The 23,107-nt window shown below is 63.7% G+C and carries 20 protein-coding genes; 16 read left to right on the top strand and 4 right to left on the bottom strand.

Annotation, left to right across the window (positions count from 1 at the left end):
* The first annotated feature begins 95 nt into the window (after positions 1 to 95).
* The 12 genes from DCO57_RS06965 to DCO57_RS06910 all read left to right on the top strand — a co-directional run bounded on the left by DCO57_RS06965 (position 96) and on the right by DCO57_RS06910 (position 10,193).
* Entirely contained in the window at positions 96 to 932 is an 837-nt protein-coding gene (locus DCO57_RS06965) for an alpha/beta fold hydrolase (protein ID WP_205756103.1), read from the top strand.
* 81 nt (positions 933 to 1,013) lie between these two features.
* The gene (locus DCO57_RS06960; protein ID WP_116698244.1) at positions 1,014 to 1,703 is read left to right on the top strand and encodes a hydrolase; all 690 of its coding nucleotides are present in this window, start codon (positions 1,014 to 1,016) and stop codon (positions 1,701 to 1,703) included.
* Between the two features lie 62 nt (positions 1,704 to 1,765).
* Positions 1,766 to 3,730 carry an amidohydrolase gene (locus tag DCO57_RS06955; RefSeq protein WP_208977842.1) on the top strand — a complete coding sequence of 655 codons (1,965 nt, stop codon included), beginning with the start codon at positions 1,766 to 1,768 and terminating at the stop codon, positions 3,728 to 3,730.
* Between the two features lie 42 nt (positions 3,731 to 3,772).
* On the top strand, positions 3,773 to 4,165 hold the full coding sequence (locus DCO57_RS06950; RefSeq protein ID WP_116698139.1) for a DoxX family protein: 393 nt from the start codon (positions 3,773 to 3,775) through the stop codon (positions 4,163 to 4,165).
* Positions 4,162 to 4,461, top strand: a complete 300-nt coding sequence (locus tag DCO57_RS06945; protein WP_116698138.1) for a GNAT family N-acetyltransferase — start codon at positions 4,162 to 4,164, stop codon at positions 4,459 to 4,461. The genes DCO57_RS06950 and DCO57_RS06945 overlap by 4 nt, the downstream gene beginning before the upstream one ends.
* Entirely contained in the window at positions 4,445 to 6,043 is a 1,599-nt protein-coding gene (locus DCO57_RS06940) for an MFS transporter (protein WP_116698137.1), read from the top strand. Before DCO57_RS06945 ends, DCO57_RS06940 begins: the two co-directional genes overlap by 17 nt.
* Before the next feature lie 416 nt (positions 6,044 to 6,459).
* Positions 6,460 to 6,747, top strand: coding sequence for a metalloregulator ArsR/SmtB family transcription factor (locus tag DCO57_RS06935; protein WP_116698136.1), 288 nt, complete (start codon positions 6,460 to 6,462; stop codon positions 6,745 to 6,747).
* The gene (locus DCO57_RS06930) at positions 6,744 to 7,802 is read left to right on the top strand and encodes a permease (RefSeq protein WP_116698135.1); all 1,059 of its coding nucleotides are present in this window, start codon (positions 6,744 to 6,746) and stop codon (positions 7,800 to 7,802) included. Before DCO57_RS06935 ends, DCO57_RS06930 begins: the two co-directional genes overlap by 4 nt.
* A gap of 82 nt (positions 7,803 to 7,884) precedes the next feature.
* Entirely contained in the window at positions 7,885 to 8,121 is a 237-nt protein-coding gene (locus tag DCO57_RS06925; protein WP_116698134.1) for a thioredoxin family protein, read from the top strand.
* Positions 8,106 to 9,029 (top strand): MBL fold metallo-hydrolase, encoded by a 924-nt coding sequence (locus DCO57_RS06920; protein ID WP_116698133.1) that lies wholly within the window; start codon positions 8,106 to 8,108, stop codon positions 9,027 to 9,029. The genes DCO57_RS06925 and DCO57_RS06920 overlap by 16 nt, the downstream gene beginning before the upstream one ends.
* Entirely contained in the window at positions 9,029 to 9,433 is a 405-nt protein-coding gene (locus tag DCO57_RS06915) for an OsmC family protein (RefSeq protein ID WP_116698242.1), read from the top strand. The genes DCO57_RS06920 and DCO57_RS06915 overlap by 1 nt, the downstream gene beginning before the upstream one ends.
* Before the next feature lie 151 nt (positions 9,434 to 9,584).
* A complete protein-coding gene (locus DCO57_RS06910; RefSeq protein ID WP_116698132.1) occupies positions 9,585 to 10,193 on the top strand; it encodes a DJ-1/PfpI family protein in 609 nt (202 codons plus the stop codon).
* A 789-nt stretch (positions 10,194 to 10,982) separates the two neighbouring features.
* Here the strand turns inward: DCO57_RS06910 and DCO57_RS06905 are convergent.
* Positions 10,983 to 11,990: an LLM class flavin-dependent oxidoreductase gene (locus DCO57_RS06905; protein WP_116698131.1), complete on the bottom strand. Its 1,008-nt coding sequence runs from the start codon at positions 11,988 to 11,990 to the stop codon at positions 10,983 to 10,985.
* A 241-nt stretch (positions 11,991 to 12,231) separates the two neighbouring features.
* Here DCO57_RS06905 and DCO57_RS06900 point away from each other — a divergent pair, with 241 nt between their 5' ends.
* From DCO57_RS06900 to DCO57_RS06890, 3 genes are all read left to right on the top strand, one after another.
* Positions 12,232 to 13,497, top strand: a complete 1,266-nt coding sequence (locus DCO57_RS06900) for an MFS transporter (protein ID WP_116698130.1) — start codon at positions 12,232 to 12,234, stop codon at positions 13,495 to 13,497.
* Positions 13,498 to 13,667: 170 nt separating this feature from the next.
* Positions 13,668 to 15,656, top strand: a complete 1,989-nt coding sequence (locus DCO57_RS06895) for a PAS-domain containing protein (RefSeq protein ID WP_116698129.1) — start codon at positions 13,668 to 13,670, stop codon at positions 15,654 to 15,656.
* Positions 15,657 to 16,397: a response regulator transcription factor gene (locus DCO57_RS06890; RefSeq protein ID WP_116698128.1), complete on the top strand. Its 741-nt coding sequence runs from the start codon at positions 15,657 to 15,659 to the stop codon at positions 16,395 to 16,397.
* 250 nt (positions 16,398 to 16,647) lie between these two features.
* On the opposite strand, the gene DCO57_RS06885 is transcribed toward DCO57_RS06890, so the two are convergent.
* The 3 genes from DCO57_RS06885 to DCO57_RS06875 all read right to left on the bottom strand — a co-directional run bounded on the left by DCO57_RS06885 (position 16,648) and on the right by DCO57_RS06875 (position 21,549).
* Positions 16,648 to 19,314, bottom strand: coding sequence for a TRAP transporter large permease subunit (locus DCO57_RS06885; RefSeq protein WP_116698127.1), 2,667 nt, complete (start codon positions 19,312 to 19,314; stop codon positions 16,648 to 16,650).
* A gap of 21 nt (positions 19,315 to 19,335) precedes the next feature.
* Positions 19,336 to 20,331, bottom strand: coding sequence for a TRAP transporter small permease subunit (locus DCO57_RS06880; protein ID WP_208977841.1), 996 nt, complete (start codon positions 20,329 to 20,331; stop codon positions 19,336 to 19,338).
* Between the two features lie 117 nt (positions 20,332 to 20,448).
* Positions 20,449 to 21,549 carry a TRAP transporter substrate-binding protein gene (locus tag DCO57_RS06875; protein ID WP_116698125.1) on the bottom strand — a complete coding sequence of 367 codons (1,101 nt, stop codon included), beginning with the start codon at positions 21,547 to 21,549 and terminating at the stop codon, positions 20,449 to 20,451.
* Positions 21,550 to 21,738: 189 nt separating this feature from the next.
* Between DCO57_RS06875 and DCO57_RS06870 the strand changes: the two genes are divergently transcribed.
* The gene (locus tag DCO57_RS06870; protein ID WP_116698124.1) at positions 21,739 to 23,100 is read left to right on the top strand and encodes a cache domain-containing protein; all 1,362 of its coding nucleotides are present in this window, start codon (positions 21,739 to 21,741) and stop codon (positions 23,098 to 23,100) included.
* Positions 23,101 to 23,107: the final 7 nt, after the last annotated feature.

Below are 23,107 nucleotides of genomic sequence, written 5' to 3'. Positions count from 1 at the left end.
TTTCGGCCTCGGCCCTTGTAGTGGGCCTCACCCTTTCCAGCCGCGGCCTCATGGCCGCCACCCTCTCTCACACACTTCCGGAAGGAAACATGACCATGGGCTATATCACCACCAAGGACGACGTGAACATCTTCTACAAGGACTGGGGCCCCAAGGATGCCCAGCCCATCGTCTTCCACCACGGCTGGCCGCTGAGCTCGGACGACTGGGACGCGCAGATGCTGTTCTTCGTGTCCAAGGGCTACCGCGTCGTCGCCCATGACCGCCGTGGTCACGGCCGCTCCGACCAGGTGTCCGACGGTCACGACATGGACCACTACGCAGCCGACGCCTTCGCCGTGGCCGAGGCGCTGGACCTGAGAAACGCTGTCCACATCGGCCATTCGACCGGCGGTGGTGAGGTTGCCCGCTATGTCGCGCAATTCGGTGAACCCGCCGGCCGCGTGGCCAAGGCCGTGCTGGTCTCTGCCGTACCGCCGCTGATGCTGAAGACCGACGCCAACCCGGAAGGCACACCTCTGGAGGTGTTCGACAGCTTCCGCACAGCGCTGGCCGCCAACCGCGCCCAGTTCTTCCGCGATGTGCCCTCCGGCCCGTTCTACGGCTTCAACCGCGAGGGCGCCGAGGTCCACGAGGGCAACATCCAGAACTGGTGGCGCCAGGGCATGATGGGCAGCGCCAAGGCCCATTACGACGGTATCAAGGCCTTTTCCGAGACCGACCAGACGGAGGATCTCAAGGCGATCTCCGTGCCGACGCTGGTGCTGCATGGCGAGGACGACCAGATCGTGCCGATTGCCGCATCGGCACAGAAATCGGTCAAGCTGCTGCAGAACGGCACGCTGAAGACCTATCTGGGCTTCTCGCACGGCATGCTGACGGTCAATGCCGACGTGCTGAACGCCGACCTGCTGGCCTTCATCGAAGGCTGAGCCCTGCTTGCGGGGCGGCTGGTCCGCCCCGTGTTTCCCTGCCTTTTCCCGAATCTCTTTCTCAATCCTAAGGATCTTCCGATGTCGAAACTTGACGTACTCACCCCGCTTAACAGCCAGATGATCTTCATCGACCAGCAGCCCCAGATGGCATTCGGCGTGCAGTCCATCGACCGTCAGACGTTGAAGAACAATGTCGTGGGCCTGGCCAAGGCATCGAAGATCTTCGATGTGCCGACCACGATCACCACCGTGGAAACCGATGCCTTCTCCGGCCACACCTTCCCCGAGCTGCTGGATGTCTTCCCCCTGGCGCCGATTCTCGAGCGCAGCTCAATGAATTCCTGGGATGACCAGAATGTGCGCGACGCCCTGCTGGCCAACGCGGCGAAGGGCGCCACCAAGGTCGTCGTCGCAGGTCTCTGGACCGAGGTCTGCAACTGCACCTTCGCGCTGAGCTGTCTCGCGGATACTGATCTGGAAATCTACATGGTGTCGGACGCCTCCGGCGGCACGACGAAAGAGGCGCATGACCAGGCGATGGCCCGCATGATGCAGGCGGGTGTGGTGCCGGTGACCTGGCAGCAGGTCCTGCTGGAATGGCAGCGCGACTGGGCGCGCCGCGATACGTACGATGCGGTGATGGACCTGGTGCGCGAGCATTCCGGTGCCTACGGCATGGGAGTCGATTACGCGTATACGATGGTTCACAAGGCCAGCAGCCGCAGCGCCCATTCCGGCACGCGTCTTGATCCCGTCCCCACAATGTAAACCGCTCAGGCCGCCGCGGCCCCAGGTATCGGCGGCCCGATCCCCTTAAGCAGGAGAGCGTAATGTCCACACACCGCCGCACCGTGCTGGCGGGTCTAGCGGCAACCACCGCCCTCGGCCTGATCCATCCCCGCATTGCCCTGGCACAGGACAAGACCATGACGGACACCACTCTGATTCTAAGAAACGGCAAGATCACCACGCTTGATCCCAAGACTCCCGACGCGACGGCCATCGCGATCATCGACGGCAAGGTGGCCGCTATCGGGTCGGATGCCGAGGTAATGCGACTGCATGGCGAAGATGTGGACAAGGTCATTGACCTTCGGGGCCGTCGGGTAATCCCGGGCCTGAATGACAGCCACACCCATGTGATCCGCGGCGGGCTGAACTATAACATGGAGCTGCGCTGGGAAAACGTGCCATCGGTCGCCGATGCGCTGGCGATGCTGCGCCGACAGGCGGACAACACGCCGGCCCCGCAATGGGTACGGGTGGTCGGCGGATGGTCCGAGTTCCAGTTCGCAGAACGGCGGATGCCTACGCTGGACGAGATCAACGACGCCTCCCCCGATACGCCGGTCTTCGTGCTGCATCTTTACGCCGCCGCCCTTCTCAACCGCGCGGCGCTCAAGGCGCTTGGGTTCACCAAGGATACGCCCAACCCGCCCGGCGGAGAGATTGCGCGCGATGAGAAGGGGAATCCTACAGGCATGCTGATCGCGCGCCCTTCGGCACTGATCCTCTATTCGACGCTGGCACAGGGGCCGAAACTGGCCATTGAGGACCAGAAAAACTCGACCCGCCACTTCATGCGGGAACTCAACCGGCTGGGTGTCACCTCGGTCATCGATGCAGGCGGCGGCGGGCAGAATTATCCGCAGGACTATGACGTGATCCAGTCCCTGCACGACGCGGGCGAGATGACTCTGCGGGTGGCCTACAACCTCTTTGCCCAGACAGCCGGGCAGGAACTGTCGGACTACGAGCGCTGGATCGGGATGACCGAACCGGGGGCCGGCGACGACTGGCTGCGCATGAACGGCGCGGGTGAAAACCTTGCTTGGTCGGCGGCCGATTTCGAGAACTTCCTCGAGCCGCGACCAGAGCCCGCACCGGTGATGGAGGAGGAACTGGAGCGTATCGTGGAGCTGCTGGCGACAAACGAATGGCCATTCCGCATCCATGCTACCTATGACGAGACCATCGACCGGTTCCTGAATGTCTTCGAACGCGTCAACGGCAACACGCCGTTTAGGACACGGTTCATCATCGACCACGCCGAAACGATCAGCTCGCGCAACATCGAACGGATCAAGGCACTGGGCGGCGGTATCGCCACACAGCACCGCATGGCGTTCCAGGGCGAATATTTCGTTGACCGCTACGGGGCGCAGGCGGCGGATGCAACGCCACCGATCCGCGAAATGCTGAACACCGGCCTGCCCGTGGGTGCCGGAACCGACGCCACGCGTGTTGCGAGCTACGATCCCTGGGTGTCGATGCACTGGCTGACGACGGGCAAGACCGTGGGCGGGATGACGCTGTACGGTGACGACAGATTGTTGACCCGCGAAGAGGCGCTGGCGCTCTGGACAACCGGTTCGGCCTGGTTCTCGGGCGAGCAGTCGGTCAAGGGTCGCCTGTCGGTGGGTATGTACGGCGACCTGGCGGTGCTGTCCGATGACATGATGTCGGTGCCCGACGCCAGGCTGCGCGGGATCACGTCGGTGATGACGGTCGTCGGCGGCAAGGTGGTTTTTGCCGAGGACGACTTCACCGAGCACAACCCGCCGCTCCCGCCCGCCAGCCCCGCCTGGGCCGCCAACGCTTTGTTCGCCAGCCCTGCAGAGCGGCAGGCACCCCTCGCGCCGGCGTCGATGGACATGCGCGCCTGTCATGACGGTTGCACGAACGGTTGCGGGCTGCATGGTCACAACCACGGGATCGCTTGGACCAATCCGATACCCGTGCGCGATGCCTCCGCGTTCTGGGGTGCCCTAGGATGCGCCTGTTTCGCGGTTTGACCCCCGGCGCCAAGTGGGCGCCCTCGACCAGGAGTTCGGAAAATGTATCTAAGCCGTGCCGCAGTGGCTGCAATCAACGCGGGTATCACATGTCCCTTCTGGGCCAGCGCCCTTGTCAAGGCGGCGGATTTCGAAGGCACCATAGCCGAAGTTGCGGCAATCGGGTTGCCAGCGCCGGTCTTCGTCGCCGTGATGACCGTACTGGTGCAGGCTGGCGGGTCGATCAGTCTGATCCTTGGCGTATTCGCGCCGTTCGGGGCGGCGGCACTCGTGATCTTCTCACTGGCGGCGTCGTTCCTAGTGCATCCGTTCTGGGCTCTGCCAGAGGACGCCTTTCTGCCGAACTTCGCGGCATTCACGGCCAACATGGGTCTGATCGGCGGTCTGATCGCCGCGGCCATCCTCAACACACTCCACAAGGATCCTGTATTATGACATCCCCCGAAATCACCTATTCCGAGACCGACAGCAAAGGCCGCTATGCCGCCACTGTCGAAGGCAAGACAGGCGAAGCGGAACTCACCACCTCGAAAGTTTCCGACACGCTGATCATCGCAGATCACACTGATGTCCCCGACAGCATGCGCGGCACCGGCGTCGGCAGGGCGCTCGCCGAGCGTCTGATCTCGGATGCGCGTGCCAGGGGTCAGCGCATCGTGCCGCTGTGTCCCTTCGTACGCGCCCATTCCATGAAACACCGCGAAGAGCTGGCCGATGTCATCCAGTGGTAACCCTCCGGCACAGGCAGGCGCCTGGTCCCCGTTCGGAGAGCGCGCCTTCGCGCTTCTCTGGACGGCTACTCTGATCTCGAACATCGGCACTTGGATGCACGACGTGGGCGCGGGCTGGCTGATGACCACGCTAGACTCCAGCCCGGCGGTCGTCACGCTCGTTCAGGCCGCGACCACGCTGCCGGTGTTCTGCTTCGCGCTGCTGGCCGGGGCTCTGGCGGACCGGTTTGACCGTCGGCGTATGCTGATCATCATCAATTTGCTGCTGCTCGGCGTGGTGACGACGCTGGCGCTCCTGGTATGGGGGGAACAGATGACCCCGGGCCTGCTGATCGCCTTCACCCTGGCCATCGGAACGGGCGCGGCGTTCATGGCACCCGCCTGGCAGGCCATAGTACCGCAACTGGTGCCACCGGAGCAGTTGCGCCCCGCCATCGCACTAAATTCCATGGGGATCAATGTCGCCCGCGCCATAGGTCCGGCGGTTGCCGGGGTGCTTATTGCTTCGGTCGGGCTGGCGGCCCCCTTCGCGCTCAACGCGCTCAGCTTTCTCGTGATCCTTGGGGCGCTGAGCATGTGGAAGCCCGGCCCAGCACCCGTGCTCAGACCCACCGGAAGCATCCTGATGGACATGGCCACCGGCCTGCGGCATGTGCGACACAACCCCGCCATGCTAGCGACTGCGGCGCGAGCAGCGGCGTTCTTCCTGTTCGCCTCTGCCTACTGGTCGCTGCTGCCGCTGATCGCCCGCGGGGTCGAGGGCGGGGGCTCCACGCTCTATGGTGCATTGATGGGGGTCGTCGGGGCCGGGGCCGTAACCGGAGCGCTACTTCTGCCGCGGCTGAACCACCTTGCTGCGACCGACGCCATGGCGCAGATCGGCACTGTTGGTACGGGGATCGCGCTGGTCCTAATGGCTCTGGCCGGCACCGCGACGCTTCTTCTTCCAGCAGCCTTTCTAGGAGGGTTGTCGTGGATCGCTGTCCTGACATCCTTCAACGTTTCGGCGCAGACGGCGTTGCCCGGTTGGGTGCGGGCGCGTGGGCTGGCGGTCTATCTCATGGTCTTTTTCGGCGCCATGGCGCTCGGCTCGCTGGTCTGGGGACAGGTCGCGGCTCAACTGTCGGTACGCGCCGCACTCCTGCTAGCGACTGCGGGGCTGGCCCTAGGCCTTCTGGCGACGCGGTGCCTGAAACTCGGCCAGGGTGAGATGCTGGATCTGACGCCCGCCTCCGCTTGGCCGATGGCGCCGCTTCCCGCGGAGGGCCAGGCACCGGACAGTCCGGCCATGGTGATGGTGGAGTACCGAATCGCCGTAGAGAACAAGCCCGAGTTTCTTGCTAGGTTGAATGCTGTGGCGCACGAAAGACTGCGCAATGGCGCGATGCAGTGGCATGTCCATGAAAGCGTGGAGGAGCCGGGGTTGTGGATCGAGACTTTCCATCTGCCGAGCTGGAACGAGCATCTGGCGCAACATGAGCGTGTCAGCAATGCAGATCTCGACAGCCACGCGGCTGTGCGTCGATTGCATTTGGAAAATACAGCCCCGCGCGTTCGACACTTCATAGCTGCGAAGCAATAACGCTTCGCAGCTCACCCCGGACGAAGGTCCGCTTCTCCCGATCGTACAGCACAGCCGAACAGAAAAGCTGGCCTGGGAACAGGCCAATGCACTCGCAGAAATCCAACCGACAAGAAGCGAGAAAGGGCTCCAAGCCGTCATTCGCTGCACTTTACTCGAGCGCCTGCTCAGGGCCGGAAGCGACCTACGCATACTAATCGCGTGTGTCTGCTGTCACTGGTCTAAACGCTGGAATCCGCCAGTCCACTCCCGGCCCATTCCATCCATTCGTGAAACTCGCAACAACCAAACGACTTAAATCTCAAAGCCGCCACTCCCAAAACGCCGGGACACCGGCAGGAACTGACCCCGCCCCTTCTGCCCCCAATTGACATGCATCAAAGCGCATATGCGCCAGAACGCATAAGCATGATCGCATGCAGGACATTCTCACCGCCCTTTGTGACCCCACCCGCCGCACCGCCCTGGCCATCGTCTGGGACGGAGGCGAGCATTGTGTCTGTGAGCTGATGGAGCGGCTGGACGCCAGCCAGAGCCGGGTGTCCCGGCACATGAAGGTGCTGCGAGAGGCCGGTCTCGTCATCGCCCGGCGCGATGCCCAATGGGTCCGTTTCCGCCGCAATCCCGATCTTGAACCGGACTTCAGGGCGGTGGTCACCGCCGTGCTGAAGGCCGAAAAACTGCTCGAACAGGAAATGGCATGAGTAGCGAAACGCACGACAGCGCCCTGCGGCGCGCAACACCCGACTGGGTCTGGTATGCCGGCGTGGCCGCCGCCGCCATCCTCTGGTGGCTGGTCTACGGCCAGTTGATCCCCTTTTCCGAATGGGTGACCTCCCTGTTTCCGGTCGCCCGCGACAGCCACACCGGCGAGGCCATCGCCTTTTTCGTCTACGACGTGCCCAAGGTGCTGCTGCTGCTGACCGGCATCGTCTTTGTCACCGGTGTGCTGCGCAGCTGGTTCAGCCCGGAAAAGACCCGCGCCATCCTCGCCGGAAAGCGCCAGATCTGGGGCTATCCGCTGGCCGCCCTCCTGGGCGTGCTGACGCCCTTCTGCTCCTGTTCCTCGGTGCCGCTCTTCATCGGCTTCGTCTCCGCCGGTATTCCGCTCGGCGTCACCTTCTCCTTCCTGATCGCCGGACCGATGGTCGGCCCGGTCGGCCTCGGACTGCTCTACGGGCTGGTCGGCTGGAAGATCGCCACGGTCTATCTGGTCTTCGGCTTCACCATCGCCACTGTCGCGGGCTATGTGCTCGGCCGGCTGAAGCTGGAGCGTTACCTGCAGGACTGGGTGCGCGAGCTGACCGCCGGTCCGGCGGGCGATCTTCCCGAGGACAGCCTGACCATGGTGGACCGGCTGAAGGTCGGCGTCGGGCAGGTGCGCGAGATCGTCGGCAAGGTGTGGATCTGGGTGCTGGCCGGCATCGGCATCGGCGCGGCGATCCACGGCTATGTGCCCGAAGCCATCATGCTGAAGGTCATGGGCGGCGACGCCTGGTGGTCGGTTCCCTCGGCGGTGGTCATCGGTGTGCCCATGTATACCAATGCCGCCGGTGTCATTCCCATCGTCGAGGCCTTCCTGGGCAAGGGCGCAGCCCTCGGCACCACGCTGGCCTTCATGATGTCGGTGATCGCCCTGTCCCTGCCGGAAATGATCATCCTCAAGCAGGTGCTGAAGCTGCGGCTGATCGCCATCTTCGCCGGCGTCGTCTCGGCGGGCATCCTGGCCACCGGCTATCTGTTCAACTTCCTCATGTGACCGTGAGGGCGGACGCCCTCCAGCTCGCCTTCCCTTCGCGCGGCCGTCCCGGCCCGCGTCAGTTCGTGAAAGGACCCAACCCATGAAAACCGTCAGGATCTACGGCCCCGGCTGCAAGCGCTGCGCGGAAACCGAAGCCATGGTGAAGGCCGCCGCCGAAAGACTCGGCGTCGATGTCCAGGTGGAAAAGGTCACCGACGCCAAATCCATCGCCATGGCCGGCGTCATGTCCACCCCGGGCATTTCCGTCGACGGCAAGCTGGTCCACGCGGGCGGCCTGCCCGATGCCGAAAGGCTCGACGGATGGCTGTCGGCATGATCCGCGCGCTGCTCGGGCTGGCGTTTCTTGCCCTGCCGGCCGCCGCCCGGGCGCAGGCCCTCGACGTCCGCCCCGTCGCGCAGGACGTGTGGGCCATCGTCGGCGAAAAGGCCCAGCGCAGCCCCGAAAACCTCGCCAACAACGCCACCTTCGGCCTTGTCGTCACCGAGGAAGGGGCCGTGCTGATCGATCCGGGCGGATCCTGGCGCGGAGCCGAGGCGCTGCATGAGACCATCCGCGGTGTGACCGACCGGCCCGTGACCCATGTGGTCAACACCGGCGGGCAGGATCACCGCTGGCTGGGCAACGGCTACTGGCAGGCGCAGGGCGCCACCGTGATTGCCTCCGAGGCGGCGGTTGCGGACCAGCAGGCCCGCGGCTCCATGCAATTGTCCGCACTCTCGCAGCTCATCGGCGACGCCCTTGCGGGGACGGAACCGGCCCATGCGGACGTGACCTTTACCGACGCCTACACCTTCGAGCTCGGCGGACTGACCTTCGAGATCGTCCACCCCGGCCCCGCCCATACCCCGGGCGACGCCTTCGTCCGGGTGCCCGCCCGCGACACGGTCTTCACCGGCGACATCGTCTATGTGGAACGCATTCTCGGGGTCGGCGACCAGAGCTCCATCTCCGCATGGCCCGCCGCCTTCGAGGCCGTTGCCGCCACCGGCGCGGCCCATGTGGTTCCGGGCCACGGCGGCCCCACCACCATGGCCCGTGCCCGCGCCGACACCTATGACTACCTGATGAACCTGCGCATGCGGATCGGCGCGCTGATCGACGCCGGTGGCGACATCACCGACGCGCCGCAGGTCGACCAGTCGGCCTTTGCCTATCTGGAACAATTCGAGGCGCTCGCGGGCCGCAACGCCCAGACCGCCTTCCAGCAGATGGAATGGGAATGATGCTTGAGTACGAAGTGACCGCCAGACGGATCGACAGCCACGGCTCCGAAGCCCGCACCAAGGAGGCCCGCATCGTGCTCGACACGGACATGGCCGGCCGCGACGATGCCTTCAATCCGGCCGAAATGCTGCTGGCAAGTCTGGCTGCCTGCATGCTGAAAGGGGCCGAACGCGTCGCGCCCATGCTGAAATTCGACCTGCGGGACATGGCGATCACCCTGCATGGGGTGCGCCAGGACAGCCCGCCGAAGATGGTCCGTATCGACTATGAGATCCTTGTCGATACGGACGAGACCGACCAGCGGCTCGATCTGCTGCACAGGAACCTGCGCAAGTTCGGCACGATTTCCAACACGCTGGCCGAGGCAACGGAACTCGTCGGAACCATCCGGCGAAAGTCCTGACTGCGGACCGCGGGACAAGGCGATGTCCTGTGCGGGCGCGCCACATGGACTGTCGCGAGGCCGAAATCTTCACGAAGTTCTGCCAGTGATGACGGGCGTTTCCTGAATGCCCCCGGAAGGCGCCCCTTCCGGATCTGAAAAGGATCATCACATGAAATCCATAGGCGCCCTGATCTTTCCCGGTTTCGAGACACTGGACCTGTTCGGCCCTCTCGAGTTTTTCGGCTGGCTGCCTGAGGAGTTCAGCATCGTCACGGTCGGCGAGACCGCCGGTTCCGTCACCTGCAGGAGCGGCCAGACAATCGCTGTCGACCGCCTGCTGGATGAGGGTGACGCCTATGATCTGCTGCTTGTGCCCGGAGGGCCGGGCACCCCGGTGGACAAGGCCAACACGGCGGTTCACGACTGGATCAGGACCGCCTGCGGCAAGGCCGGCATCGTCATGAGCGTTTGCACCGGCAGCGCCCTTCTGGCCAGCACCGGCGTTCTCGATGGCCGCAAGGCAACCACCAACAAGATGAGATTCAACTGGGCGGTCCAGTTCGGTCCGAAGGTGGACTGGATCGGCAAGGCCCGCTGGGTGGAGGACGGCAAGTTCTTCACCTCCTCCGGCGTATCCGCAGGCATGGACATGAGTCTGGCGGTGATTTCCCGCCTTCTGGACCAAGACACCGCCAGACACCTGGCGCGATGCGCCGAATACAGCTGGACCGAAGATCCCGCGTCAGACCCATTCGCGGTTCAGCACGGGGTCTCCTAAGAACGGTAACTGGCGGATCCGGAAACGCTCCCGCACCCTGCAGCACGTCTCGCGCAAACCATCACGGCTTCAGCAAGCGGAAAAGCGATTGGGCCCCGGGTCTCGCTCCGCTCGCCCGGGGAATCTCCGGAGCATGACGGCAGGTTGTGCGGTCAAAACCACCGCTGACGGAGCCCCCTGCAGATGGCGGATCAGTCACGCAGGTTCCCCCAGCGTGACTCCCCGGCCAAGCGCAGCGCAGAGCCGGGGTCCACTCGTTCGCAGAGAGTCAATTGGGCATCCCCGAAGACCGCTCCAGTCGGCAGGCTCCGATCACGCAAAACCGCGCAGCCTGAAAATCCTGCAGCACGTCTCGCCCAAACCACCATTGCTTCAGCAAGCGGAAAAGCGAGTGGACCCCGGATCTCCGCTGCGCTGCGTCCGGGGAATCTCCGGAGCAAGACGACAGATTCTGAGATCAAGGCGACTGCTGACGGAGCCCCTGCAGATGGCGGATCAGTCACGCAGGTTCCCCCAGCGCGACTCCCCGGCCAAGCGCAGCGCAGAGCCGGGGCCTACTCGTTCGCAGAGAGTCAATTGGGTGTCTCCGAAGACCGCTCCAGTCGGCAGGCTCCGATCACGCGGCTCATCGCACCAGACTGAAAAAGCAGGCAGCACGTCTCACTCAAACCACCATTGCTTCAGCAAGCGGAAAAGCGAATGGGCCCCGGGGCGAGGCGGCAGTCTGTGCGGTCAAGGCGACTGCCGAGACACGCTGCCTCTCAGACACCTCTCCCGCAGGCGCCTTTCTCATGCGGTCTTTGGTGTTTCCCGCAAGTCCGTCAGCACCTCCGCGGCGATCCGGAATGAGCGGATCCGCGCTGCCGGGTCGTGGATCATGCCGGTCACCATCAGTTCGTCGGGCCTGTGTTTCTCGATCAGGCCCTGCAGCCTGTCCCTGACGGTCGCCGGAGATCCCGTCGCCGAGCAGGACAGGGCGTGGTTGACCTGTGCCATTACCGGCGCGGGAATTTCGGCGGCCGGATCGTCGCTCGGACGGGGCAGCTTGCCGGGGCGGCCCATGCGCAGCCGGGCGAAGGCGAGAACCTGCGAGGACCGCAGAAAGGCGGCTTCCTCGTCGCTGTCCGCCGCGCAGACCCCGGCAGCCATCATCGCATAGGGTTCCGACAGCCTGGCCGAGGGTTTGAACGAGGACCGGTAGATCGCCAGCGCCTCTTCCAGCATGTCCGGCGCGAAATGCGAGGCGAAGGCATAGGGAAGGCCCAGATAGGCGGCGAGCTGCGCGCCGTAGAGGCTGGACCCGAGGATCCAGACCGGCACATGGGTCCCCTCGCCCGGAATGGCCCGCACGGAAGAGCCTTCCTGTGCATCGGCGAAATAGCCGATCAGCTCGGCCACATCCTGCGGGAAACTGTCCTCGGGCGCCATGTGACGGCGCAGCGCCCTGGCGGTCGCCATGTCGGTGCCCGGCGCACGGCCCAGCCCCAGGTCGATCCGCCCGGGATAGAGCGTTTCCAGCGTTCCGAACTGCTCGGCCACCACCAGCGGCGCATGGTTGGGCAGCATGATCCCGCCGGCGCCAATGCGCATGCTTGTCGTGGCCGCCGCCACATGGCCGATCACCACCGCCGTCGCCGCGCTGGCGATGCCGGGCATGTTGTGATGTTCCGCCAGCCAGAAGCGGTGATAGCCCGCCGTCTCCGCCGCACGGGCCAGATCGACCGTGTTGGCGAGCGCATCGGCAACCGTCCTGCCTTCCGGCACCGGCGACAGATCGAGCAGTGAGAAATGTTTCATGAAAGTCTCCTTGTCCCGCAGCTATTCATCCGGAAGGGCCAATGCAAGCCCTGCTGCGGATTTTCGCCAAGAAGCCTCTGACGCGGCCGCGGTTGCCGGTGCTCCAACCCGGCGGCTCCGGCATCACGATTGAGACCTTGTCGGAAACAGACAGGCTTGTGGCGCTGCAGCGAAGTCGGCGGATCGGGAGACGTGCGACACATCTGCCGAGGGAGGGGTTCCGGTCGCGAAAGGCCATCTCATGCTGCAAGTCCTGTCCGGTGTCTGGGCGCTTCTGATCGGCATCGTCTTCATCATGCTGGGCAATGGCATGCAGTTCACCCTTATCGGCCTGCGCGGCGGTATCGAGGGTTTTTCGGCGGCGGAGCTGGCCATTGTCACTTCCGGATATTTCATGGGGTTCCTGTCGGGTGCCCGCCTGACCCCGACCATGATCCGGCGAGTGGGACATGTGCGTGTCTTCGCGGCCCTGGGCAGTTTCATGTCGGCTGGACTGATCGCCTTTCCGCTGCTGACCGAACCCTGGGCCTGGACGATCCTGCGGCTGCTCGTGGGGTTCTGCATGTCGGGCATCTATGTGACCGCCGAAAGCTGGCTGAACGATGCCGCCACCAACGAGACGCGGGGCAAGGTCCTGTCCACCTACATGATCGCCCAGACCCTGGGAATCATCGGCGCCCAGGGGCTGCTGACCCTGGGCGATGCGGGCACCGCCGTATTGTTCATCGGCGCCTCGATCCTTGTCTCGATCTCCTTCGCGCCCATCCTGCTGTCCGTCACCCACACTCCGGCCGCCGAAGTCGCCCGCCCCATGCCCCTGCGCGAGCTTCTCTCCGGGTCGCCCCTCGGCACGGTGGGGATCTTTCTGCTTGGCAACGTCTACGCCACCCAGTCGGGCATGGGTGCGGTCTTCGGCACCCAGATCGGACTGTCCGCCACACAGATCGCCCTGTTTGTCGCCATGCTGTTCGCCGGAGCCCTGGTGCTGCAATATCCTGTCGGCTGGCTCTCGGACCGGGTCGATCGCCGCAAGCTCATCTTCGGGGCTGCAGCTATCGGCGCGGCTTCCTGCGCATTGGGCTGGTTCAATGACGGCGGATTGTGGCACCTGATGGCCGCCGCTTTCCTGGCGGGCGGGGTGACGACCCCGCTGTATGCCCTGTTCCTGGCCTATACCAACGACTCCCTGTCGCTCGAGGACATGCCCGCCGCGTCCGGCGGTCTCGTGCTGACCTTCGGGGTGGGCGCCATCCTGGGACCGCTTTTGACCGGCTGGGCGATGCAGCAGGTCGGCCCCTACGCGTTCTGGCTGGTGCTGGGCACGACCTTCTGCGCCATCGCCCTATACGCCCTCTATCGCATGACCCAGCGCCCCATGATTCCGCTGGAAGACACCGAGAGCTATCTCAGCGTTCTGCCCACCGCCAGCCCCGTGGCGGTCGAGGCCGCAGGGACCTGGGCCGCGGAACAGGCCGAGGCCGAGCGCGAGGACGATACCCAGCCCTGAGCGCGGCGGGAGAAACGCTGAAAACGGCGGTATCGCGCAACATGCCCGGGTCCTGCGACCGCTCCCGGCGATGACCGGCGTGCTGGCGCAGCAGCACAGGCCCGCCCTCCTCCAAACAGGCTACGCCAAAGCGGTTCAGTCCGCCTGCGTTTTGCACTAGTCTCCTCTTCATGGAGGAGACACAGCAGCTGAAGACACAGCTCGATCTGATGCAGGCCGCGCTCGATCACATCAACCAGGGCTTTTCGGCCTTCGATGCGGATCTGCGGCTGGTGGCCTGGAACCGCGGACTGTGGGAAATGCTCGATTTCCCGCAGGACCTGGCACGGCGCGGCACCCATCTGGAGGCCTTCCTGCGTGTCAACGCGGAGCGCGGCGAATACGGCCCCGGCGATATCGAGGGCAAGATCCGGCGGCGCCTGGAGCGGGCCAAGCTCTTCGAACCGCATTATTTCGAGCGCATCCGCCCGAACGGGCAGATCATCGCGGTCTCCGGCACGCCGCTGCCGCAGGGCGGCTTCGTGACCACCTATTCGGATGTGACCGAGGACCGGCACCGCCAGAAGAAGCTGGAGCGCACGGTCGAGGAACGCACCCGCGCCCTGCAGCAGTCGGAAGACTGGCTGCGGCTCGTGACCGACAACATTCCCGCCCTGATCGCCTATATCGGTCCCGGCCCGGTGTTCCGCTTCGCCAATCGCCGTTATGCGGACTGGTTCGGCCAGTCCATTGCCTCGATCGCCGGCCGTTCCGCGCGGGAGGTCGTCGGTCCGGAACTCTTCAGGGAACTGGAACCGCACATCAACCGGGCCTTCGAGGGAAATGCGGTAAGCTACGAATACCAGCGCAAGCGCCCCGACGGCTCCTCCGCCTACATGCGTTCCACCCTGATCCCCGACATGACCCAGGACGGCCGCACACTGGGGATCTTCGTGCTGTCGCTGGATGCGACCGATCAGAAACAGGCCGAGGCCGCGCTGGTCCAGTCCCAGCGCATGGATGCGGTCGGCAAGCTGACCGGCGGACTGGCCCATGATTTCAACAACCTGCTGGCCATCCTGATGGGCAATCTCCTGAGTCTGGGCCGGATGGACACGCCGATCAGCAAGGACACCCTCGACGCGAAACTGTCGCCGATGCTGGAAGCCACCAAACGGGGCTCCGACCTGATCCAGCGCCTGCTGCTCTTCAGCCGCGGCAAGGCCGTCGACCCGCAGATCGTCTCCCTTGCCCGGGTGATCACCAGTGCCGGCCGGCTTCTGGAAGGCTCCCTGCCGTCCTGCGTCACCCTGAAGACAGAGATCGAAAGCCCGGATATCGCCGCGCAGATAGATCCCACCCAGATGGAAACGGCGCTCATCAATCTTGCCTTCAACGCCCGCGACGCCATGCCCGAAGGCGGCACGCTGCGCATCGCCCTCACCGAAACACGCCTCGGGAAACGGGAAGCCGACGACCTTGGCGTTCCCGCCGGTGCCTATGCGCAGATCATGGTGGAGGACACCGGCAGCGGCATGGACCCCCAGACGCAGCTGCAGGTCTTCGAACCGTTTTTCACCACCAAGACCTTCGGCACGGGCAGCGGGCTGGGCCTGTCGATGGTCTACGGCTTCATCCGCCAGTCCGGCGGTGCCATCCAGATCAGCAGCGCCCTGGGCATCGGCACCTATCTGACCCTCTATCTGCCCCTCAGACGGCTGGAAGCCGGTGCCGGTGGCACCCCTGCCGATCGGCTGGCGACACCCCCGCCGCGCGGCAAAGGGGAACTTCTGCTGCTGGTCGAGGACGATCCGGATGTCGCCAATACGGTCACCGAGCAGCTGCAGAATCTGGGATATTCCGTTCTGCGTGCCGAAAGCGCGGAAGATGCCCGCAGCCTTGCCCTGAACCTGCCGGAACTGCGCGCCGTGCTCAGCGACATCATCATGCCCGGACAGGTCAACGGCCTGGCGCTGGCCCGGGAAATTCACCGCAAACGCAAAGACCTCGCCATCGCTCTCATGTCCGGCTACGCCGACTGGTCGGCCCTGGCCGGTCAGGACGCGCAATGCGAGTTTCCGGTGCTTGCCAAACCCTTCGCGGAGGATCAGCTCGCGGACATCCTCCACAGGATACTCGCCACATCCCCAACCGCGCCTTCCGAATGTCCAGGACCGTAAATGACCAGGGACCGAGCCTTGCAGACACACTCCGAACCGGTGGCGAAACCCACGGTCTTCATCGTCGACGATGAACCGGAAATCGGCAACCTGCTGCTGGATGCCATGACCCAGTTCAACATCGAGGGTCATGTCTTCCCGACCGCGACCCGGATGCTGGACGCGCTCGCTCACGACAAGCCGGATGCCTGTATCGTCGATCTGGGCCTGCCGGACATGGAAGGCATGGCCCTGATCAACGAGATCCGCCGGCAGTCCTCCGTGCCGATCATCGTGCTGTCCGCCAGAGGCCACTCCAGCGACCGCGTGATGGGACTGGAGCTCGGCGCGGACGACTATGTGGTCAAACCGTTCGACCCGCGCGAGGTCGTTGCCCGTATCCGCTCCATCCTGCGCCGCGCCGCAGGACGGACACAGCCGGCAGCCGGCGCCGAACAGGCCCGTTTCGAAGGCTGGATCTATCAGCCCTCCTCCCACCTGCTGACCTCACCGGAGGGCGAGGAGGCCTTCCTCTCCACAGGAGAGGCAACCCTGCTGGAAGCCCTGCTGCGGGCCCCCAGACGGGTGCTCACCCGGGACTACCTTCTCGAACACGGCGGCCGCGACGAAAGCCTCGACCGGTCGATCGACGTGCGCATTTCGCGCATCCGCAAGAAGCTCACGCGCAAGAACGAACCGGCCCATATCCGCACCATCTACGGTTCCGGCTACATGCTCGCCTGCGATGTGAAGTGGGGGTGATGTCAACCGCCGCCAACCGGTCCCGCCCCTCAACCATCTCCCGTCCCTGAACCCGACCCACTCGAGACAGGCAAATCCGCACTCGGGAAGGGCCGCGCCGGTCTGACGCTTCGGCGGCACGGCCGGGTTCCGGAGACATGCGTGACCGGCGAGACAAGAGCCGCAGGTTCAGCAGACACCAGCCCCCTGAAACGAAAAGCCGGGGGATCGCTCCCCCGGCTTGCTGTTCATGGTGTTGCTGTCAGTTTCGTCAGAAACTCAGCGAGACATCCCGGTGATTGGACATGCAGGCGGCAACGTCGAGAGCCATGTCCTTCGGCAACCGGTCCTGCTGGCGAAGACCGATCGTGTCCCCGACCGCCGCGTCATAGGCCGAAAACTGCGGCAGGATCTCCGTGGCAGCCTTCTGGCGCCAGGCCAGATCGGCTTCCAGTGCCGCGATGGACTTGTCGATTTCGGCCAGGGCCTCATCCGCATCCGGGGTGCGGCTGCGCATGATCTTGCGGGCTTCGCTCAATCCCTTGCGGATATCGCTTGTGCCTTCCGCCTCGCCGATCCTGGAACGCATCTCGGAAATCGCTTCCTCGGCTGCTTTCGGGTCAAGCCCCGGCAGTTCGGTTTTCAGCGCTTCCAGCTCGGGCCGGAAACTCGCCACCAGATCCGTATCCGCGAGCACGGCCTTCAGCTCCATGATCGGTTCATAGGCCTGATCGACAGTCCGCCGATAGCTGAGCCGCGCGGTGTTTTCGGCTTTCTGGATCTTGGCGAACGTGGCGTAGACATCCGGCCAGTCGGAGGGAATCTGCGCCAGAAGAGCGTCATGCTCACGCTGCAGGGCATCGATCCGCTCCTGTGCGCGTTCTCCCTGCGCTTCGGTGTAGATCCCGCCACCGCCGGAACGGGTGACAACCACCTTGAGCTCCTCGATCTGCTCGTCGATCCTGCGGGCGTCCCGCTCCAGAGCACGGACCTCGACGTGAACCGGCTTGTAGGCTACGGCGGCCTCCGCCACCTTGAGTTCCGCTTCGCGGATGGCCAGCATCTGCGGCATCGCTTCGCGCGCCTTTTCGAAGCTCTCGGTCAGGTCCTCACGCAGATCCTCCGGCAGGTAACTGATGTCGATCTTCCCGGCAGCGTCGATGGCTTGCCGGATGCTGTCGCCGTTCTGCTGGAATTCCTCGTAGACCAGGGTCTCCATGCAATACTGCAGCCGCGGATTCTTCGGCGGCGGCGCCGTTTCCGACAGCAGCGTCGACCGGTTCGGCAGATAGTTCACCAGCTGCGGATAAAGTCCGACGATCCCGAGCGCGAAGAGCTGCAGGCAGATGAAGGCGATCACGCCCTTGTACATGTCCAGGGTCCGGACCACCGCCGGCGCCACACCGCGCAGGTAGAACAGCGCGAACCCGAAGGGCGGCGTCAGGAAGGACGTCTGGATATTCAGACCGATCATCACGCCGAGCCATACGGCCGTGACGTTCGCTTCCGGATCCGCCAGCAGGATCGGCGCCACGATCGGCACCACCACCACCGCGATTTCGATGAAGTCGAGGAAGAAGCCGAGGACAAAGATCACCAGCATCACGATCAGGAACTGCGCCCAGAAACCGCCAGGCAGTCCCTGGAGGAAATCCTTGACCAGTTCCTCGCCTCCGAACGCCCGGAAGGACGAGGTCAGCATGGCCGCGCCCAGCAGGATGATGAACACCAGCGACGTGGTCTTGGCGGTTTCCACCATGACGCCGCGCAGCGTGTTTTCAAGTTGCAGCGTGCGCCATCCCGACCAGAAGATCGCGATCAGCAGCAGGGAGACCGCGATCAGTGCCAGCACCAGGGCCACCAGGTCGTCGCTGGTCTGGATCAGCTTGATGTTCACCGAACCGAAAAATCCGATGACCACGGCAAGACCAAGCAGGGCCAGAATGGCCAGGATCGCGGGGGAATAGGCGCCGCGCTCGCCGTCGCGAAGCCGGTAGCCGGCCATGACCATGGCACCGACGGCGCCGATGGCCCCTGCCTGGTTGACGGTGGCGACACCGGCAATGATCGAGCCGAGCACGAGGAAGATCAGCGCCAGCGGCGGAACCAGCGTAAGGACGACCCGGACCGCGAACTGGCGCGTGAAGGTGCCCTCCTGATGGACGGCCGGCGCCGATTTCGGGTTGAGCAGCGCGAACCCCAGAATGAACAGCATGTAGAGTCCGACGAGCACCAGCCCGGGCAGGAACGCCCCCAGGAACATTTCCCCGGCACTTGTCGAGACCACGGAAAAGTCCGACGGCATGGAAAGTTCGCCGGTGCTCGACTTGTAGAGTGTCTGGCGCAGCGACCCCGCCTGATCGACGGCGCTGGCAAGCTGGTCAGCCAGGATGATGAGCACGATGGACGGTGGAATGATCTGGCCGAGCGTGCCGGATGCGGCGATGGTGCCCGTCGCCAGCGGCACCGAGTAATTGTTGCGCAGCATGGCCGGCAGGGAGATCAGGCCCATGGCGACAACCGTTGCCCCGACAATACCCGTCGTTGCGGCAAGAAGCGCGCCGACAAACACCACCGAAATGCCGAGACCGCCCGGAACCGGGCCGAACAGGCGCGCCATGGTCACCAGCAGGTCCTCGGCGATCTTGGAGCGCTGCAGCATGATGCCCATGAAGACGAACAACGGGATGGCGATCAGCGTATCCCGCTCGGCCTCCCAGTAGATGCCTCTGAAGTTGGTCACCCCGGCACTGAGCCACTGGCTCGGGCCGCCGTGAGAGAAATAGGCCGCGGTGTCGCCTGCGAGCAGATAGCCCGTCCCGGCGGCGATGCCGATGGTGATAATGGCGGATCCGGGCAGGGCGAAGGCGACCGGAAAACCGGCCCCGAGCGCAAATGCCATCAGGAGAACTAGAAGAAGAAGGAAGAAAAGTTCCATATCGAGCGGTCTCGTCAGGCGCTATTGAATAGAATGGCTTTCGTGATCCCGGCCGCCCGGTTCGCCGCGAACATCGGCGACCGCGTCCATGAAGTAGGACACGAACTGGATCATCATGGAAACCGCGAACACGCCAAGAAAGCCCGCCATGAGGTATTTCACGAACAGCCCGAAACCGGCCTGCGTCGTCTCATATGTCAGGATGGGACTATTGATGATGTTCTGCTTGCCACCCATGCCGATGACAAGGATGACCGTGCAAAGGCTCATGCCGAGGATCACCGATCCGACGGCATTCACGATGCCTTTGGTTCTGGGGGAAAAGCTCGCGTAGAAGACGTCCACGCGCACGTGTCCCTCCTCCAGCAGCGTGTAGGAGCTGGCGAACAGGAACAGCGCCGCATACCAGAAGCGCACCAGGTCGGCCAGAAACGCCTGTTCATAGGAAAACACGAACCGCCCGATCACGATCAGAAGCTCCGCCACGACAACCAGAAGCGCCAGCCAGGTGAAACCGAGCGTGCGGGTGAAGGCGGCGATCACCACCGACAGGGCAATCAGCGGCATGTGCACATAGGGTCCGCGAAACCGGGCCCGCCCGAGATTGTCCGCAAGCTGCTCTCCGACGATGCCGGACAGGAAATCCTCGATTCGCAGGAACGAGATCACGGCGTCGGTCAGGCCGACAATGAGCACCGCGAAGAATGCTGCGCGGATCAGAAAGGCATTTATGTCGCTGATCGTGCGACTGTCCTCTCGGAGGCTCCGCCCGCTTTTCAGAACATAGGCGGTGGCCCCGAGAAGGAACACCGCATAGATCCCAACCTGCAGCCATGACCACAAGACCGGCAGCGACCCGTTGGCCGCTCCGCCGTAGATCGGCGCAATACCGGGAAGATCCTGCCAGTATGTCAGATAGTTGTTGAGCAAAAACGCCGTCATGATGGCCAATACGATCCAGCCGAACAGGCGAAAGATGCGGGCACTTTCCGGTGATGGCGTTTCACCGGAATTCATAACAGGCGAGCCGTCTTGAACCATGTCCAAGGCCGTCATCGTGGCTGAGCCTTTTTATCTTTGTCCATAAACATAAAGAGGGACGGGGAATTGCCCCGTCCCTTTTATCCGCGGTGCTTAGCTCGGAATACCGAGGAAGCGGTTGCGCTTGTTGCTGAAGGCGATATCGGAGATTGCCATGTAGCTGCCAATTTCCTGACGCGCGTTGATCACACTCTCGTAGATCTTCTTGGAAAGCGGGGAGTGATCCATCGCTTCTTCCAGAACTTCCTGAGCAGCTTCACCGAAGCTGTCGTAGATCTCGTCGGAGAACTCGCGCAGCTCAACGCCATGTTCTTCGACAAGACGCTTGAGATACGCACCATTGTTGGCGTTGGTTTCCGCCATGGTGTTGGCATTCTCTTCCGCAGCAGCAGCCTTGATGATCTCCTGATCGACCTTGCTCAGACCGTCCCAGAATGCCTTGTTCAGGCCGATCGCCAGCTGTGCGCCCGGCTCGTGCATGCCCGGATAGTAGTAGTATTTGGCCGCTTCGTAGAACTTCATGAAGTAGTCGTTGAAGGGACCAACCCACTCGGTGGCATCGATGGCGCCGGAAACGAGGTTTTCGTAAATCTGGCCACCCGGCAGGGAAACCGGAGACGCGCCCAGTTTCGCCATGACGTCACCGCCCTGGCCCGGAATACGCATCTTCAGACCCTTCAGGTCGTCAGCGGTCTCGATTTCCTTGTTGAACCAGCCGCCCATCTGGACGCCGGTGTTGCCCATGGCAAGATTCTTCAGACCGAATTCACCGGCCAGCTCGTCCCACAGTTCCTGGCCGCCGCCGTATTTGGTCCAGGCATCCATTTCCGCGTAGGTCAGACCGAACGGAACGGCCGTGAAAGCGGCCCAGCCAGGGTGCTTGCCCTTCCAGTAGTAGTCGGCGCCGATATAGGCCTGTGCGTTGCCGGAAGCGACTTCGTCGAAGGAGTCGAATGCACCGACACGTTCACCGGCTGCGAAATACTGCACGTTGAGGCGACCTTCGGTCAGCTCGGCGATACGGGCTGCCAGGCGCTGTGCCGGAACACCCAGACCGGGAAAATCACGCGGCCATGTGGAAACGATGACCATTTCCTTGGTGCCCTGGGCAATTGCCGGAGCTGCCAGAACGGAACCGGCAGCAACACCGCCGGCGCCAAGGCCAGCCTTTTTGATAAATGAACGACGATCCATTAGTTTCCTCCCTAAACGGACCCGATATTCGGACCGGGGCACACACTTGCACCGATCTCGCCGTATGTCTAGTTGACCGGATGGCCAGTACGCTATTCGTGGTTCTGCGCAGCTTTTCAGTAATACTACCGAATGCGCGCAAGAGAAATACGGCATAGGAGAGCTCCGCGCAACTAAAGGGCGATATACGTGACGTTCAAGACCAAATTGCTGCTTATCACGATCCTCCCCCTGATCGCGGTGTCCATCCTGATCGGCGGCACGACCTATTACCAATCGCGCGAAATGATCGACGCCCAGACGCGGACTGTCGAACAGCGGATCCTGTCCACCAAGCGTCAGGAGATCCGCAATTATGTCAGCCTCGCCCTGACATCGATCGAGCAGATCTACCGCGATGAACCCGGCGGCCGCGAGGCCGCCCAGGCGCGGGTCAAGGATATCCTGCAGCATCTGACCTTCGATTATGACGGCTATTTCTTCGTCTATACCCTCGATGGAACCAACATCGTCCATCCCAAGTTGCCCCACCTTGTCGACGGCAACTGGTGGGAGCTTCAGGACGCCAACGGCGACTATGTGATCCGCAACCTCATCGAGGCCGCAAGGGCCGGCGGCGGCTTTCATCAGTATGTCTGGCACAAGCCCTCGACAGGAACCGTCGAGGAAAAGCTCGGCTACGCGATCCTGCTCGACAAATGGGGCTGGATGCTGGGCACGGGCCTTTATACTGACGACATCGCGCGCGAGGTGGCCGCGATCCATTCCGACATCGCCCGCAGCATCCGGCAGACATTGCTGGTGACCTTCATCATCACGCTGGTCGCCATCGTCGTTGCCGGCACATTGATCGCCGGCGTGCGCTTTTCCGAACAGCGCTTCGCCGACAGCAAGCTGAAGGAACTGACCAATCGCATCTTCCAGGTTCAGGAACAGGAGCGAAAACGGGTTTCGACCGAACTCCACGACAGCATTTCCCAGCTGCTCGTCTCCGTCCGCTACGGCGTGGAGATGATCCATAGCGAGGCAGGCCGCGCCCCGGATCTGCAGGCCCAGGCCGCCAAATGCCTGACGACCCTCGACGGGACCATTGCCGAGGTCCGGCGGATCTCCCGCGACCTGCGCCCGAGCGTCCTGGACGACATGGGGCTCTCCGCCGCCCTCGGAAGTCTCGGCAAGGAATTCCAGAACCAGTCCGGCATCGTCGTCAATGTGACCGCCGACCAGTGTCATACCCGCCTGGCCGAAGGCGCAAAGACCGCCCTCTACCGGGTGGTGCAGGAATGCCTGACCAATGTCGCCCGGCATGCGGGCGCCTCCGAGGTCACCATCAGCCTGAAGGTCGGCCTCCACAACCTCATTCTGTCCGTCGATGACAACGGCGTCGGCCTGCCGCGTCCCCTGCCCAGATCCGGCGGCCTGGGTTTCCGCAACATGCGTGAGCGGATAGAGACCTACGGCGGCAGGCTGACCCTGAGCCGCAGGCCCGTGGGCGGCACCCGGATCAGGGTTCAGATGCCGCTCGACAAACGGCTCGCAAGCGCGGCATGATCCGGGA

This window comes from Labrenzia sp. 011 (genome assembly GCF_003075075.1).
In the GTDB taxonomy this organism is placed as follows: domain Bacteria; phylum Pseudomonadota; class Alphaproteobacteria; order Rhizobiales; family Stappiaceae; genus Roseibium.
This window is presented reverse-complemented; position numbering and strand designations above follow the sequence as displayed.

Excerpts from the sequence above, each read along its gene's own strand:
- DCO57_RS06965 (WP_205756103.1), top strand. The coding sequence starts at position 96 with ATGGGCTATATCACCACCAAGGACGACGTGAACATCTTCTACAAGGAC.
- DCO57_RS06960 (WP_116698244.1), top strand. The coding sequence starts at position 1,014 with ATGTCGAAACTTGACGTACTCACCCCGCTTAACAGCCAGATGATCTTC.
- DCO57_RS06955 (WP_208977842.1), top strand. The coding sequence starts at position 1,766 with ATGTCCACACACCGCCGCACCGTGCTGGCGGGTCTAGCGGCAACCACC.
- DCO57_RS06950 (WP_116698139.1), top strand. The coding sequence starts at position 3,773 with ATGTATCTAAGCCGTGCCGCAGTGGCTGCAATCAACGCGGGTATCACA.
- DCO57_RS06945 (WP_116698138.1), top strand. The coding sequence starts at position 4,162 with ATGACATCCCCCGAAATCACCTATTCCGAGACCGACAGCAAAGGCCGC.
- DCO57_RS06940 (WP_116698137.1), top strand. The coding sequence starts at position 4,445 with ATGTCATCCAGTGGTAACCCTCCGGCACAGGCAGGCGCCTGGTCCCCG.
- DCO57_RS06935 (WP_116698136.1), top strand. The coding sequence starts at position 6,460 with ATGCAGGACATTCTCACCGCCCTTTGTGACCCCACCCGCCGCACCGCC.
- DCO57_RS06930 (WP_116698135.1), top strand. The coding sequence starts at position 6,744 with ATGAGTAGCGAAACGCACGACAGCGCCCTGCGGCGCGCAACACCCGAC.
- DCO57_RS06925 (WP_116698134.1), top strand. The coding sequence starts at position 7,885 with ATGAAAACCGTCAGGATCTACGGCCCCGGCTGCAAGCGCTGCGCGGAA.
- DCO57_RS06920 (WP_116698133.1), top strand. The coding sequence starts at position 8,106 with ATGGCTGTCGGCATGATCCGCGCGCTGCTCGGGCTGGCGTTTCTTGCC.
- DCO57_RS06915 (WP_116698242.1), top strand. The coding sequence starts at position 9,029 with ATGCTTGAGTACGAAGTGACCGCCAGACGGATCGACAGCCACGGCTCC.
- DCO57_RS06910 (WP_116698132.1), top strand. The coding sequence starts at position 9,585 with ATGAAATCCATAGGCGCCCTGATCTTTCCCGGTTTCGAGACACTGGAC.
- DCO57_RS06905 (WP_116698131.1), bottom strand. The coding sequence starts at position 11,990 with ATGAAACATTTCTCACTGCTCGATCTGTCGCCGGTGCCGGAAGGCAGG.
- DCO57_RS06900 (WP_116698130.1), top strand. The coding sequence starts at position 12,232 with ATGCTGCAAGTCCTGTCCGGTGTCTGGGCGCTTCTGATCGGCATCGTC.
- DCO57_RS06895 (WP_116698129.1), top strand. The coding sequence starts at position 13,668 with ATGGAGGAGACACAGCAGCTGAAGACACAGCTCGATCTGATGCAGGCC.
- DCO57_RS06890 (WP_116698128.1), top strand. The coding sequence starts at position 15,657 with ATGACCAGGGACCGAGCCTTGCAGACACACTCCGAACCGGTGGCGAAA.
- DCO57_RS06885 (WP_116698127.1), bottom strand. The coding sequence starts at position 19,314 with ATGGAACTTTTCTTCCTTCTTCTTCTAGTTCTCCTGATGGCATTTGCG.
- DCO57_RS06880 (WP_208977841.1), bottom strand. The coding sequence starts at position 20,331 with ATGAATTCCGGTGAAACGCCATCACCGGAAAGTGCCCGCATCTTTCGC.
- DCO57_RS06875 (WP_116698125.1), bottom strand. The coding sequence starts at position 21,549 with ATGGATCGTCGTTCATTTATCAAAAAGGCTGGCCTTGGCGCCGGCGGT.